This is a genomic window from Streptomyces sp. WMMC940 (assembly GCF_027460265.1).
Lineage (GTDB): Bacteria > Actinomycetota > Actinomycetes > Streptomycetales > Streptomycetaceae > Streptomyces.
The window spans coordinates 4155596-4169209 of sequence record NZ_JAPZBC010000001.1; the positions used below are offsets into that span (position 1 = coordinate 4155596).

The 13614-nt window shown below is 72.9% G+C and carries 13 protein-coding genes; 6 read left to right on the forward strand and 7 right to left on the reverse strand.

Going from position 1 to position 13614, the window contains the following annotated elements; translation table 11 throughout:
- Positions 1-19: 19 nt before the first annotated feature.
- Complete coding sequence (locus tag O7595_RS18330; protein ID WP_269729729.1) at positions 20-1153, reverse strand: MurR/RpiR family transcriptional regulator; 1134 nt, start codon at positions 1151-1153, stop codon at positions 20-22.
- Between the two features lie 165 nt (positions 1154-1318).
- Between O7595_RS18330 and O7595_RS18335 the strand changes: the two genes are divergently transcribed.
- Together O7595_RS18335 and O7595_RS18340 are read left to right on the forward strand one after the other, a co-directional pair.
- Positions 1319-1672, forward strand: a complete 354-nt coding sequence (locus tag O7595_RS18335; RefSeq protein WP_138054553.1) for a hypothetical protein — start codon at positions 1319-1321, stop codon at positions 1670-1672.
- On the forward strand, positions 1669-1938 hold the full coding sequence (locus O7595_RS18340) for a DUF4031 domain-containing protein (protein WP_269729730.1): 270 nt from the start codon (positions 1669-1671) through the stop codon (positions 1936-1938). Before O7595_RS18335 ends, O7595_RS18340 begins: the two co-directional genes overlap by 4 nt.
- A gap of 69 nt (positions 1939-2007) precedes the next feature.
- Here the strand turns inward: O7595_RS18340 and O7595_RS18345 are convergent, their stop codons facing one another.
- From O7595_RS18345 to O7595_RS18355, 3 genes are all read right to left on the reverse strand, one after another.
- Positions 2008-3336: a hypothetical protein gene (locus O7595_RS18345; RefSeq protein WP_269729731.1), complete on the reverse strand. Its 1329-nt coding sequence runs from the start codon at positions 3334-3336 to the stop codon at positions 2008-2010.
- A 158-nt stretch (positions 3337-3494) separates the two neighbouring features.
- Complete coding sequence (locus O7595_RS18350) at positions 3495-4727, reverse strand: Cmx/CmrA family chloramphenicol efflux MFS transporter (protein WP_269732529.1); 1233 nt, start codon at positions 4725-4727, stop codon at positions 3495-3497.
- Positions 4728-4789: 62 nt separating this feature from the next.
- Positions 4790-5488: an HD domain-containing protein gene (locus tag O7595_RS18355; protein ID WP_269729732.1), complete on the reverse strand. Its 699-nt coding sequence runs from the start codon at positions 5486-5488 to the stop codon at positions 4790-4792.
- A 257-nt stretch (positions 5489-5745) separates the two neighbouring features.
- Between O7595_RS18355 and O7595_RS18360 the strand changes: the two genes are divergently transcribed.
- A complete protein-coding gene (locus O7595_RS18360) occupies positions 5746-6120 on the forward strand; it encodes a DUF6479 family protein (RefSeq protein WP_269729733.1) in 375 nt (124 codons plus the stop codon).
- A gap of 176 nt (positions 6121-6296) precedes the next feature.
- Positions 6297-6986: a copper homeostasis protein CutC gene (locus tag O7595_RS18365; protein ID WP_269729735.1), complete on the forward strand. Its 690-nt coding sequence runs from the start codon at positions 6297-6299 to the stop codon at positions 6984-6986.
- A 239-nt stretch (positions 6987-7225) separates the two neighbouring features.
- Here the strand turns inward: O7595_RS18365 and O7595_RS18370 are convergent, their stop codons facing one another.
- Positions 7226-9334, reverse strand: coding sequence for a HelD family protein (locus tag O7595_RS18370; protein ID WP_443071652.1), 2109 nt, complete (start codon positions 9332-9334; stop codon positions 7226-7228).
- Between the two features lie 218 nt (positions 9335-9552).
- On the opposite strand from O7595_RS18370, the gene O7595_RS18375 reads away from it, so the two are divergent.
- Positions 9553-9741, forward strand: a complete 189-nt coding sequence (locus tag O7595_RS18375) for a hypothetical protein (protein WP_269729736.1) — start codon at positions 9553-9555, stop codon at positions 9739-9741.
- A gap of 237 nt (positions 9742-9978) precedes the next feature.
- Positions 9979-11196, forward strand: coding sequence for a glycosyltransferase 87 family protein (locus O7595_RS18380; RefSeq protein ID WP_443071653.1), 1218 nt, complete (start codon positions 9979-9981; stop codon positions 11194-11196).
- Positions 11197-11272: 76 nt separating this feature from the next.
- On the opposite strand, the gene O7595_RS18385 is transcribed toward O7595_RS18380, so the two are convergent.
- Both O7595_RS18385 and O7595_RS18390 read right to left on the reverse strand, forming a co-directional pair.
- Entirely contained in the window at positions 11273-11554 is a 282-nt protein-coding gene (locus tag O7595_RS18385; protein ID WP_138054564.1) for a type II toxin-antitoxin system RelE family toxin, read from the reverse strand.
- A gap of 316 nt (positions 11555-11870) precedes the next feature.
- Positions 11871-13511 (reverse strand): DNA repair helicase XPB, encoded by a 1641-nt coding sequence (locus O7595_RS18390; protein ID WP_269729737.1) that lies wholly within the window; start codon positions 13509-13511, stop codon positions 11871-11873.
- Positions 13512-13614 lie beyond the last annotated feature (103 nt).

Sequence of the window (13614 nt, forward strand, 5' to 3'; positions counted from 1 at the left end):
GGCGGCTCTCTCGGGTGGTTCAGCGGGCGCGGGGGCTGTGGCGGTGCGCAAGGGCCTCGTACGAGGCGGCGAGGGCCGGCGCGGCCGCGTCGTAGGTGAGCTGCATGACGCCGATGAACAGGCAGTCGACGACGAGGAGCTGGCCCGTTCGCGAGGACATGGCGGCCGGGCGCAGGTCGGTCTCGCGCGCCGTCGAGGTCGTCAGCACGTGGTCGGCGTACTGGGAGACCGGCCCGTCCGGACGTCCGGTGATCGCGACCGTCGTCGCCCCGTGGTCGAAAGCGACGCGGAGCGGTTCGACGATGTCGCCGGTCGAGCCGGAGTGGCTGATCGCCACGGCGGCGTCGCCGGAGCGGAGCTGCACGGCGTTGGTGACGGCGAGATGGGGATCGCTGTGCGCATGGGCGACCAGTCCGATGCGCAGGAGCTTCTGGGCGAGGTCCTGGGCGACCAGGCCGGACGCCCCCACGCCGTAGATGTCGACGCGGCGCGCGGTGGCGAGGGCCGTGACGGCGGCACCCAGCTGGACGGTGTCCAGGCCCGCGGCGGTGTCGGCGAGGGTCTGCTGCTCGTCGTGCGCGAGCTTCGTGACGACGTCGGCTATCGGGTCGTCGACCGCGATGTCCGCGGTGACCGCCGGGGCGCGGCCGGACTGCTGCTGGGCGGCGAGACCGGCGAGCGCCAGACGCAGGTCGCGGTAGCCGGGGTAGCCGAGGATCCGGGCGGTGCGGACGACGGTGGCCTCGCTGGTGCCGGTGAGCTCGGCGAGGCCCGTGACCGTGAGGGCCGCGCAGCCGGCGGGGTCGCCGGCGACGGCTTCGGCGACTCGCTGCATCGAGCGGGTCATGGACGGGGCGAGCGTGCGGACCTTCGCGGCGAGAGCGGCGGGGGCGGGCGGGGCGTCACCCGTGCCGGTGCCGGTGCCGGTGCCGGTGCCGGTGCGGGCGCCGGGGCCGCTCGGCCCGCTGGGGCGGCTGCTGCTCGTGGTGCCGCCGCTCGGGCCGGGGCCGCTCGCACGGGAGCCACCTGCGGCGGACGTGGCCGGCCCCGAGCCGCCGGGGGTGCGGGACGTGCCCGGTCCGCCCGGAGCGGCCGCGCCGGGATGGCTACCGGCTCCCGCGGTACTGAAAGAATCCTTCAGGTCCTTGGTCACACTTGAAAGATATTTTCGCCGACTGTGAACGGTCAACCCCCTTTGTCCTGCGGACGGGCACCCGCGCGGACGGGACTCGGGAGACTCGACGCCCGCGGCCGGTGCGGGCGGATGTGGAGGACGCGGGCGCCGAGGGCTCACACCCGAAAGGGGGACAATGACCGTATGGACGTCAACCCTCTCGAGCAGGCGCTGCACGCCGCCCGCGCCCTCGTCCTCGCGGACCTCACCGCCCGCGACGTGGCGCACGCAGAGGTCGTCTCCCTCGTCGAGGAGGCGGTCAGGGAGCGCCGTTGGTGGGTCGAGCAGTGGCCGGAGGGCGCGGAGTACGTGGCCGGGCTGATCGCCCAGGACGTACAGGACGCCCTGCTGGAACGGTACGGGCGGTGGCCGCTGTGCCCGGTCTGCACCACCGGCGAGCCGCACGCGCTGGACGTGGAGCCCGAGTTGGGCCCCGACCCGCACTGGGTGTGCGGGAAGGCGGGCGTCGTCGTCGCGCCCGTCGGCGGACTGTCGTGACCGTCTACATCGACCCGCCGACCTGGCCGGGGCACGGGATGCTGTGGTCCCACCTGGTCAGCGACGTGTCGTTCGAGGAGCTGCACACCTTCGCCAGGTCGATCGGCTGCCCCACGCGCGCCTTCGAACGGGACCACTACGACGTGCCCGCGCACCGCTACGAGGCCGCCGTGCGCGCCGGCGCCGTCGAGATCGGGTCGAAGGAACTGGTCCGGCGGCTCACGGAGGCGGGACTGCGGCGGCGGAAGCACGGCGGCGGGCGGTAGGACGGCGGGACGGGACGGCGCACCGGCCCTCCCGCGGGTCCGGGAGGGCCGGTGCGCGCGGCGGCACGGTCAGCCGACGCAGCCGGACACGGCGCCTGCGGGGCGGCAGTTGTCCGGGTCGTTGTCCTTCACACGGGTCCGGACGAGCGTGACCTCGGAGCCGGGTGCCTCGAAGACGCCGCCGCCTTCCAGGACGGCCTCGTTCCTGGTGACGGTGGTGTCGGTCAGGACCGTGTTGCCGCTGTTGTTGAACACGCCACCGCCTCGGGAACCCGGGCCGGACGTCCGGTTGCCGATGATGTCGGTCGACTCGGTCGTGGCCTCGTCGTCGTTCCAGAGGCCGCCGCCCTCGGTGACGGCGAGGTTGTCCTTGAGGACGCTCCTGCCGATCCACACCTTGGCGGTGTTGTGGATCCCGCCGCCCCGCTGGGCCGAGTTCGCGTTGACGCTGCTGTGGCCGATGGTGAGAACGCTGGAGTTGAAGATGCCGCCGCCGTCCGTCCCCGCGGTGTTGCCGACGACACTGCCGGAGTCGATGACGGCGGTGCCGTTGGTCACCATGCCACCGCCTTCCTGGCCCGCCGTGTTGCGGTCGACGTGGCTCGAGCGGAGGAACAGGTGGCCCGTGCTCTGGATGCCGCCTGCGTTGCCGACTGCCGCATTCCTGTCGACGCTGCTCTTGGTGAGGGTCAGATAGGCGTCGTCGCTGACGGCGATGCCGCCCCCGTCCTCGCCGGCCGTGTTCCTGTCGACGGTGCTCGAATCGATCGTCAGTGCACCCTCCTCGTTGTTGATCCCACCGCTGTCGCGCCCGGAGACGTTCCTGTCCACCTTGCTGGAACGCACGATGACGCGCCCGCCGTCGCTGCTGACGGCACCGCCGTGCCTGTCGGCCGTGTTGTGGGTGAGTGTGACGGAGCGCAGGAGCAGAGTGCGGCCCTCGTTGACGAAGACCGCGCCGCCGTCACCGTCGGCGCCGTCACCGTCGGCGTGGCCGTTGCGGACGGTCAGGTCGTCGAGTGTGAGAAAGCCGGCCGGGGCCGCGACCTCGAAGATGCGGAACTCCGGCGTACCGGATGCGCTCGAACGTTCGATGCTGGTGCCCTTGCCGCCGCGCAGGGTGATGGGGGTGGTGATGACGGGCAGGCCGTTGGGGCCACCGCTGGGCCCGCTGTTGTTGTCGATGGCGCCGAGCGGATACCGGCAGTCGCGAGCCAGTTCGATCGTGCCGCCGCCCTGCCCGTTGGCGTTGTTGATCGCGTCCGTCAGGGCGGCGGCGTTGCAGGCGATGCGGTTTTTCTCGTGGCCGGGGTTGAGAGAGGCGGCCTGGACCGAGGTCATCGGTACGACGGCCAGGGCCAGGGCGACGGCGCCGCCCGCACTCGCGACGAATCTCATTGGGTGCTCCAGGAGAAGACTGACGGGGCTTTACCTCCCCCTGAGCGACCCTCGCCCCGGCGCCGCGCACCGGCAACCGAGGCGCCCGCCATCCGGCGCAACCCCGCGCGAACCGGAGCGGCCGCGCAGGGAGGGAACCGACGGACCGTCCCCTTGCGTCAGGCCGTGCCGCAGCGCGTCGCGCCGGTGTCGCGGCTCGCCGCGGACGAGACGACCACGCGGCTGTTCCCGGGTGCCGCGTCCGCCCCGCGGCGCTCGAACCGCAGGGCCAGGGCGACGAGCCCGAGGGCGACGGCGGTCATCGCCGCTCCCGCCCACGCCGTGGCGGCGAAGCCGAGGCCGGCGTCGATGACCGTGCCGCCGAGCCAGGGGCCGCTGGTGTTGCCGAGGTTGAACGCGGCGGTGGTGGTCGCGGCGGCCAGCGTGGGGGCCGCGCCCGCGACGTTGAACATCCGGGCGTTCAGGGCGGGGGCGGTGAAGAACGACGCGACGCCGATGAGGAACGACAGGCCCACCGCCGGCACCGGCGACTCGGCGGTCAGGGCGAGCACGGCCAGCAGCACCGTCGAGGCGGTGATGCCGCCGAGCATCACGCCGAAGAGGTGCGCGTCGGCGATGCGACCGCCGATCGTCGTGCCGAGCAGTGCGCCGATCCCGAAGAGCCCGAGGACGGTCGGCACCCAGCCGTCGCCGAGTCCGGCGACATCGGTGAGCAGCGGCGCGAGATACGAGAACACGCAGAAGACCCCGCCCGCGGACAGCGCGGTGACCGCGACGGCGAGCCAGACCTGGCGGTCGCGGTAGATGGTGAGCTCGCGGCCGAGCCGCGGCCTCTCGTCGGGCACGGGGATGGGCGGGATCCTCGTCAGCACGCCGACCAGGGCCACCGCGGACGCCGCGCCCACCGCCCAGAACGCCGAGCGCCAGCCGAGGTGCTCGCCGAGGAACGCCCCGGCCGGTACGCCCAGCACGTTGGCGATCGACAGCCCGCCGATCATCACGGCCATCGCGCGGGCGCGCGCGTCGACGGGCACCATCGCCATCGCCACGGCCGCGCCGACGGCCCAGAACCCGGCACACGCGAGGGCGCTGACCACCCGGGACACGAACAGGACCTCGTACGTGGGAGCCAGTGCGCCGGCGACCTGGCCCAGTCCGAAGACGGTGATCAGAGTGATGAGCGTGGCGCGGCGCGGCAGCCGCAGCGTCGCCACGGCGAGCAGCGGCGCGCCCACGACCATCCCGATGGCGAACGCGGAGATCAGCAGTCCCGCCCGGGGGATCGAGACCCCCATGTCCTCGGCGATGGGCGGCAGCAGCCCGGACAGCATGAATTCGCTGGTGCCGAGCGCGAAGACCGAGAGACCCAGGACGTAGACGGCCAGTGGCATTCGGGGGCGTGAGTCGGCGGTGGCTGCGGGCATGACAGTGCCCAACAGCCGGGTGACGCCTGTCATTCCCGGATTCCGGAACCATCCGCATGGTGGACGAGGCGCCGCAGCTCCGCCGCCGCGTTGCGCCGTGCGGCCTCCTCCCACTCCCGCTGTCCGTACGGGGTGCGGAACAGCCTCGGCAGCCCGAGGAGATGGCGCAGGACGTCGGCCCGGCCCGCGCGGAAGGCGTCGTCCGGGACGAAGCCGTACTCCTCGCGCACGGCGGCGGCGTACCTCTCGTACGCGTCCGGCGGCGAGGCGAGGACGGCCAGGTCGGCGTCGCAGAGCACCTTGCCGTTGGCGTCGTCGTCCTGGGCCGTGTGGGTGCGGGTGAGAAGCACCAGTCGGGACACCTCCTCGACGCCCGCCCGGCCGACACCCAGTTCGGGCAGGGCGCGCTCGGCGAGGCGGGCACTGCGCTCCTCGTTGGTGGAGCGCTCCGGGAGGTACACCGCGTCGTGGAACCAGGCCGCGAGGCGTACGAGGTCGATGTCGTCCGCGTACGCGGCGAGCGTGTCGATGTGTTCCAGGACCGCGACCAGGTGGTCGGTGGTGTGGTAGCGCCGTTGCGGCTCGGCCCAGCGGCCGAGCAGGTCGTCGGCGTACCGGTCAGGGCCGGGCAGGGAGGCGTCGGGTGCGCGGTCGGCGGCCGCGGCCACGGTGGCGGCCCAGCGTCGGCGGAGGTCGGCATGGGCGGGGTGCTGCGGAAGCGCGGGCATGGCCACATTGTCCAGCCGGCCGGTGACCGGCAGGTGCCGGGGCGCTCCTCCCGGGCGGCTGGGCATCGTCCCGGGTCCTGCGGAGTCCTCCCCCGACCTTCTCCGGATCGGTCTCACCTGTTCTCGGTGTCTGCGGCTCCGTCCCGCATCGGTCGGTTCCCGCCGTCCGGGGCCCGGTCGGGGTGCTGGCGGAACGGTCATATCAGGTGATAATGGATAGCGCCTGTGTCTCATCCCTCTGTGCGGAGGCAGACACCATGAACGCAGCGGTCACAGCGCAGAGCGTGCCGAAGACGGAGCTCGCGGCCCAGATCCTGGCCGCGATCGGCCCCCTGACCTTCGGGGTCGTTCTCATCGTCCTGCTGGGCGGCGCCATGTGGTGGGACGGGCGGCGGCGGGCCCGGCTGCGCGTCCCGACTCCCGAGGAGCAGCCGAAGCCGGCCGACCACCGCGAGCACATCGAGGAGGTCAGGGAAGGGGACGACGACGCCTTCCCCGACGACGGCAGTCGGCTCCTGCCCTACAACATGAGGACCCACACGTCGCACACCACCGGCAAGGGGCCCGAGGCCCGGCCGCAGCACGGCAGCCGCAGCGGCGGGGCGTTCGGGAGCGGCAGCCTGGGCGGCTGAGTACCGCATACGCGCGAGTGGCTCGCCGCGGCCCCGGTGGCGGGGGCGCGGTGGCCGAGAAGTGTGTTCGGGGTGGGGTGTGCGCCCGGGTGCCGGTGCGCGGGGCAGGGGCGCGGACTAGGCTGACTCCGTTATTGGACTAGACCTGTATGGCGTCTACTGGCGGAGGATGAGCCATGAGCAACCGAGCACTCCTGGAGGTGATCGCCCTCGACGCGCGGGACGCGGTCGCCGCGCAGGCCGGGGGAGCGCACCGGCTCGAGCTGGTCAGCGACATGGCCGCGGACGGGCTCACCCCGTCCCGGGAGACCTTCGGCCGCATCCGCGCGGCGGTGGACGTCCCGCTGCGGGTGATGCTCCGGCTCGCGGACGGTTTCGGTGCGGGCGACGTCGACGCACTCGTCGGTGCGGCGCGAGGGCTGCGGGCGGAAGGCGCGGAGGAGTTCGTGCTCGGCTTCCTCGACGAGCACGGTGAACCCGACCTCGTCACCGTCGAACGGCTGGTCGCCGAGATCGAGGACTGCCGTTGGACGTTCCACCGCGCGATCGACCGCGCCGCGGACCGCGACGCCCTGCGCAAGCAGCTCGCCGACCTGCCCGGACTCGACACGTATCTCACCGCGGGCAGTGCGGAGGGCGTCGACGCGGGGCTGCCGGTGCTGCTGGCCGAGGCGGCGAGGCGGGATGAGCCCGGTTACCAGCCGCGGATGCTGATCGGCGGAGGTCTCCGCCTCGACCACCTCCCGGCTCTCCGTGCGGCCGGCCTGGACGCGTTCCACATCGGCGGCGCGGCCCGGCCCGCCGGCTGGCAGACGCCGGTGGACGAGGCGGCGGTACGCGAGTGGCGCGAGGCGGTGGACGGCTAGGCCGGCCCGTCCGCCCGGCTCGGGCCGGAAGCCGAGCCACCGCGCGGACCGGGTCGGGTCGTCGCAGCCGCCGAGGGGGCTGCCGGGGCGCGCCGGGCTGGCCGAGAGGCCCGTCGCGCGGCCTCGTACGCGCAGGGTCGGGCCGCCGCCCGGCCCCGGGCCGAGGCGCCGTCCGGGCAGCGCGCACGCACGGAGCCCGCCCCCGTCCCGGTGTCAACCCCCGCGGGCTCCCGCCCGGATCACCCCAGCTGCCACGGCAGGGGCGACGAGTGGAGCACCGTGAGGCCCGAGACAGCACGGGTCAGTGCCACGTACAGCCGGCGCAGGCCCGTGCGCTCGTCGGGCTCGGCCGCGACCACGGCCGCGGGGTCGTCGAGGACCACGTAGTCGTACTCGAGACCCTTCGCGAGGGAAGCCGGCACCAGGGTGAGCCGGACGTCCGGGGTGGTCTGCTCGCCGGGGGCCAGGAAGGGGACACCGGCGTCGGTCAGCGCGTCGGACAGGGCCGGCACCCGGTCGTCGGCGGCGATCAGACCGGTCGAACCCTCGTGCCGCAGTGCCGACAGACACGCGGCGACCACGTCCCCCGCGCCCTCGGACGGGCGGATCTCCAGCGAGCCGGGGGACTCACGGACCGACCGGACCTCCGTCAGCCCGGGCGACATGTGCGGAAGCAGCCGGGACGCGTACGCGATCACTTCGCGCGGCACCCGGAAGCCCGCCGTCAGTTCCTCCACCACCGCGTCGGGCTTGCCCAGATGGGACAGCGCCTCGGACCAACTCGCCGTCGCCCACGGGGTGGTGCCCTGCGCCAGGTCACCGAGGACCGTTGCCGAACCCGTCGTGCATCTGCGCCCCACCGCCCGGTACTGCATCGGCGACAGGTCCTGCGCCTCGTCGAGGACCACATGACCGAGCGACGGCGTGCGCTCGACGAGGTCCTTCGCCTCGTCGATCAGCACCGCGTCCGCCGCGGACCAGCGTGCGGAGCGGACCGAACGCGGCGGCCGGGTCCAGAGGATCGCCTTCTGTTCGTCCGCGCTCAGCACCCCGTCCGCGTGCTCCGCCAGGAAGTCCGGGTCGGAGAGCAGACGCAGCACCAGCTTCGCCGGGTCGACCTGCGGCCAGACGGTCTTCACCGCCGCCTTCACCGCCGCGTTGCGTGCCACCGAGTCCTGCACCCGGTCGTCCGGCGCCTCGCCGGCCTGCTCCATGCGTACGAGCACGGCGTGCGCGATGCGCTGCGGCAGCGCATCGCGGGCAGCGCCGTAGCGGATGTCGCGGTCCAGCAACTCCCGGACGATGTCCTCCAGTTCGTACGCGGGAACCCGCCAGCGGCGTGAGCCGCGGACCACCATCACCGGCTCCGCCGGCATCGTCACATGCGAACGGACCGCGCGCCGCAGCACTTCCGCCATCCGCGCGTCGCCCTTGACCAGTGCCGCCGCGGGCTCGTCCGCTCCGCGCGCCTCGACATGGGCGACGAGGTCCGCGACGGTCGCCTGCTTGACCTCCAACTCGCCGAGAGCGGGCAGGACCTGCTCGATGTAGTGGAGGAAGGAGCGGTTGGGCCCGATGACCAGGGTGCCGGTGCGGGCCAGTCGCTCCCGGTGCGCGTACAGCAGATACGCCACCCGGTGCAGACCGACGGCGGTCTTCCCGGTGCCGGGACCGCCCTGCACGCACACCGTGCCGGAGAGGCCCGACCGGACGATCTCGTCCTGTTCGGGCTGGATCGTGGCCACGATGTCCCGCATCGGGCCCACGCGCGGACGCTCGATCTCGGCCTGGAGGAGCCGACTGGTCCGGTTCGCCTCCGTCGGGTCGGTGAGGTGCTCGTCCTCGTACGCAGTGAGGTCGCCGCCGGTGTAGCCGAAGCGGCGGCGCAGGCGCACGTCCATCGGGTCCCTGCGGGAGGCCCGGTAGAAAGGCTGGGAGACCGGCGCGCGCCAGTCGATCACCATCGGATCCCCGTCGGGGTCGTGCACATGGCGGCGGCCGATGTAGAAGCGCTGCCCCTCCTGCGCGGTGTGCAGGTAGTCCAGCCGCCCGAAGAAGAGCGGGGTGTGGGCGAGATCCGCGAGCGCCCTGATCCGCTCGTTGATCTGCGACTCGAGGACGACGGCGTTCACCCAGTTCGCCGTCACGTCCCGGATGTCCAGGGCCTCCACGTCCGCGCGCATCGCGCGGAGGGCGGCGCGAGAGGCGGTCAGATGGGCCCGTTCACGGCCCAGGGGATCGTGCGCCGGTGCTTCGGGTGCTTCGGGTGCTTCGGGTGCTTCGGGTGCTTCGGGCGCTTCGGGCGCGGGCACGGTGCTGCCTCCGAAGGTACGTTGGAAGTACGACATGACAGCGCACCCGGTTTCCGTCCGGGAGGCGGCACTCCTGCGGGGGAGGCGGGCAAGACGGGCGATTCTACTCAGCCCGCCGAGCCGGGGCGAATGGATTTCGCGGGGCGGGGCCCGTCCCGTAGGGGAGGCCCTCTATCCGAAGTCGTACGCGTCCATGACCGGCGTTCAATCCGCAGGTCGATGTGTCGCGGACGCCGAGAACCGATTCTGGTCCCATGAGTACAGTCACCCTCACCCCAGCGTCCCGGCCCGGTCGCGGAGCCACCGCCACCGGCGCCCCGGCCCACCGCACCCACCGTTTCGGCGACGCGCTGCGCGCGGTCAAGGTCTTCGTCACCACGGCCTTCGGCGTCGCGGTCCTCGGTGAGTACAGCGAGGAGGCCGGCGTCCGCCGCCACCTCTGAGGCGGACCGGGTCCCGTCGGAGCCTCCTGACGGGCCGCCTTCCGTCCGGGCCGCTGTGCCGTGGTCTTCCGCGTCCGGCCGCTGTCCGTGGCCGTGCGTCCGCTCGGCTGCCGTGCCGTGCCGTGCCGTTCCGTCCGGCCGCCCGTGCTCCGGTCCCGTGCCGTCGGGGGACCGCGCCGTACCGGCGGTGCCCTCGGCCGACGGACCGCCGCCCGCTGATCCACTAGGGTCGCGGCCGTGACGCTTCCGTACCGGACCGTGACCGTCCGATCGCTCCAGGCGACCGCCGTTCTCGTCCTCTCGCTCGCCGCGCTGGCCGCGCTCTGCGTCGCTCAGCGCATCCCCATGGCGGACACCCTGGTGTACCGCGCCGAGGGAGCGGCCGTCGCCAACGGCACCGACCTCTACGGCTTCACCGTCACGGACTGGCAGCTGCCCGCCACCTACCCGCCCTTCGCCGCCATCCTGTTCGTGCCGACGACCTGGCTGCCGGTCGCCGCCCTCAAGGTCGTCTTCGCCGCAGGGAACGCGCTGCTCCTCGCCCTGCTCGTCCGGCTCTCCTGCCGCTTCGCCGGGCTGTCCGCGCCCGTGCCCGCGGTGCTGGCCGCCACCGCCCTCGGGCTGTGGCTCGAACCCGTCTTCCAGACCCTCGTCTTCGGCCAGATCAACCTCGCACTCGTGTGTCTGGTGCTGTGGGACCTGTCCCGGCCGGACGACGCGGTGGGCAAGGGCTTCGCCCTGGGAGTCGCGGCGGGCGTGAAACTCACCCCCGCCGTCTTCATCGTCCTGCTGCTGATCACTGGACGCCGCCGCGCGGGGCTCACGGCGCTGGCGTCCCTCGCCGGCACCGTCCTGCTCGGCGCGCTCGTCCTCCCCGAGGCGAGCGCGGACTTCTGGACGCGGCGGATCTTCGAGACCGACCGGGTCGGCGAGGCGTGGATCGTCGACAACCAGTCGCTGCAGGGGGTGTTCGCGCGCGTACTGCACACGGCGGAACCGGCCGCCGTGTGGGCGGCGGCGCTGCCCGTCGCCGTCGCGGCACTGTGGGCCGCCCGCCGGGCGCCGGAGCGCTGGGCCGTGCTGGCCGTCGCGTTCGCCGCGCTGCTCGTCGCGCCGATCAGCTGGTCCCACCACTGGGTGTGGTGCGTCCCGCTGCTGGCGGTCCTGATCGCCGAGGGGCGCAGGGGCACCGCCGCGCTGATGGCAGTGGTCTTCCTGGCGCGCAGCATGTGGCTCGTACCGCATGCGGGCGATCTGGACCTCCGACTGACGTGGTGGCAGCAGCCGTTGGCGTCCCCCTACGCGCCGCTGGGCCTGACGGTCTTGGCGATCGCGGTCCTGCGGGCGCGCGACGGAGGCGACCGCGACGGCGGGCTGCCCGGGCAGCGCGGGACCCCGGGGACGGAAGCGGCGGGCGACGCGGCGGCGGGTGCGGGCACCAGGGCCGCGGGCTGATCCCCCGGTTGTCTCGTGGGACCTGCCCCCGCAGGCAGGGCCGTGCCCGCCGGGTGGTCCCGCGGGCACGGTGGCGTCAGCTCTCCGGGAGCAGGATGTCCGCGTCGTCGAAGATCCGCAGGACGACGAGGAGCAGGCGCCCCCGCGAGATTATGTACTCGGCCACGACCTGCGAAGTCAGCCGGATCTCGCGGTCCTGCTCGCCGGGGCCTATCGGGCGGGAGTGCTCGGTGTACGGGTCGCGGGCGAGGATCTCGACCGCCTTGTCGAACGAGGCCCTGCGCACCGGGTCCAAGCGGTCGCGGTCACGGGCCGCCGACTCCGTGAAGAGCACCTCGTAGCTGTCGTGGTGCGGCATCGAGTCCTCCTCGGGCCGTTCGCGTACCGGCCCCGTGGTGTGTGCCGGTCCGTGGCGCGTACCGGCGTCGTCGCGCGTGCCGGTCCGGTCATCCGCAGCCGTCCCCTGGACGGGGTTCCCGCGTCGGGTGTCCTGTGCCGGGGACCAGGGACCAGGGTAGCGAGCAACGGATCTCCGGGGGCCGGCATCGGCAGCGGCCGTCGGCGTCCCGTCGGTCGTCCGCCGGGAGCGTCTGCCGTCTTCCGGTGTCCCGCCGGTCGTCCGCCGGGAACCGTCTCCCGTCTCCCGTCAGCCGTCAGCCGTCAGCCGTCAGCCGTCAGCCGTCAGCCGACAGGTCGTCCGCGTCCACGATCCGGTACGCGTACCCCTGCTCGGCGAGGAAGCGCTGGCGGTGGGCCGCGAAGTCCTGGTCGATCGTGTCGCGGGCCACCACCGAGTAGAAGTGGGCCTTGTGGCCGTCCGCCTTCGGGCGCAGGACGCGGCCGAGACGCTGGGCCTCCTCCTGGCGGGAGCCGAAGGTGCCCGAGACCTGGATCGCGATCGTCGCCTCCGGCAGGTCGATCGAGAAGTTCGCGACCTTGGACACGACCAGCACCGAGATCTCGCCGTTGCGGAACGCGTCGAAGAGCTTCTCGCGCTGGGAGTTCGGCGTCTCGCCCTTGATGACGGGCGCGTCCAGGTGCTCGCCGAGTTCGTCGAGCTGGTCGATGTACTGGCCGATGACCAGGGTCTGCTGGCCCGCGTGCTTGCGGACGAGGGCTTCCGTGATCTTCCGCTTGGTGTCGGTGGTGGCGCAGAAGCGGTACTTCTCCTCGGTCTCCGCCGTCGCGTAGGCGAGCCGCTCGGAGTCCGTCAGATTGACCCGGACCTCGACGCAGTCGGCGGGCGCGATGTACCCCTGGGCCTCGATCTCCTTCCAGGGAGCGTCGAACCGCTTCGGGCCGATCAGCGAGAAGACGTCCGACTCGCGGCCGTCCTCGCGCACGAGCGTCGCCGTCAGGCCGAGCCGGCGGCGGGCCTGCAGATCCGCGGTGAACTTGAAGACCGGCGCGGGCAGCAGATGGACCTCGTCGTAGACGATCAGGCCCCAGTCGCGGGAGTCGAACAACTCCAGGTGCGGGTAGATGCCCTTCCGCTTCGTCGTCAGCACCTGGTACGTGGCGATGGTGACCGGGCGGATCTCCTTCTTCGCACCGCTGTACTCGCCGATCTCCTCCTCGGTCAGCGAGGTGCGCCTGATCAGCTCGTGCTTCCACTGGCGGGCGGAGACGGTGTTGGTGACGAGGATGAGGGTGGTCGCCTTCGCCTGGGCCATCGCCCCGGCGCCCACGAGCGTCTTGCCCGCGCCGCAGGGGAGCACGACGACGCCCGAGCCGCCGTGCCAGAAGCCCTCGACGGCATGCTTCTGGTACGGGCGCAGGGCCCAGCCGGACTCGTCCAGGTCGATGCGGTGGGCCTCGCCGTCCACATAACCGGCGTGGTCCTCGGCGGGCCAGCCGAGCTTCAGCAGCGTCTGCTTGATCTGACCGCGCTCGGAGGGGTGGACGACGACCGTGTCCGGATCGATCCGTGCGCCGACCAGTGGCTGGACCTTCTTGGAGCGCAGAACCTCCTCCAGCACGGGCCGGTCGGTCGTGGTCAGCACCAGGCCGTGGGTGGGGTGCTTGACGAGCGTGAGGCGGCCGTAGCGCGCCATCGTCTCCGCCACGTCGACGAGCAGGGCGTGCGGGACGGGGTAGCGGGAGAACTCGACGAGCGCGTCCACGACCTGCTCGGCGTCGTGCCCGGCCGCCCGGGCGTTCCAGAGGCCGAGCGGTGTCACGCGGTAGGTGTGGATGTGCTCGGGGGCACGCTCCAGCTCGGCGAAGGGGGCGATGGCGCGGCGGCAGGCGTCGGCCTGGTCGTGGTCGACCTCGAGCAGGAGGGTCTTGTCGCTCTGGACGATCAGGCAGGACACACATACCTCCGCAGATAGGATCGTTGCGTGACAGGCACCACACCTGTCACGTCTCGGGCCGTGCCTCGCGCCCGTCGCCCGAAGGGCGTCTCGGCCGGTGCGC

Coding starts and splice junctions, on each gene's coding strand:
- O7595_RS18335 (WP_138054553.1), top strand. CDS start 1,319: ATGGACGTCAACCCTCTCGAGCAGGCGCTGCACGCCGCCCGCGCCCTC.
- O7595_RS18345 (WP_269729731.1), bottom strand. CDS start 3,336: ATGAGATTCGTCGCGAGTGCGGGCGGCGCCGTCGCCCTGGCCCTGGCC.
- O7595_RS18350 (WP_269732529.1), bottom strand. CDS start 4,727: ATGCCACTGGCCGTCTACGTCCTGGGTCTCTCGGTCTTCGCGCTCGGC.
- O7595_RS18355 (WP_269729732.1), bottom strand. CDS start 5,488: ATGCCCGCGCTTCCGCAGCACCCCGCCCATGCCGACCTCCGCCGACGC.
- O7595_RS18360 (WP_269729733.1), top strand. CDS start 5,746: ATGAACGCAGCGGTCACAGCGCAGAGCGTGCCGAAGACGGAGCTCGCG.
- O7595_RS18365 (WP_269729735.1), top strand. CDS start 6,297: ATGAGCAACCGAGCACTCCTGGAGGTGATCGCCCTCGACGCGCGGGAC.
- O7595_RS18370 (WP_443071652.1), bottom strand. CDS start 9,334: ATGTCGTACTTCCAACGTACCTTCGGAGGCAGCACCGTGCCCGCGCCC.
- O7595_RS18375 (WP_269729736.1), top strand. CDS start 9,553: ATGAGTACAGTCACCCTCACCCCAGCGTCCCGGCCCGGTCGCGGAGCC.
- O7595_RS18385 (WP_138054564.1), bottom strand. CDS start 11,554: ATGCCGCACCACGACAGCTACGAGGTGCTCTTCACGGAGTCGGCGGCC.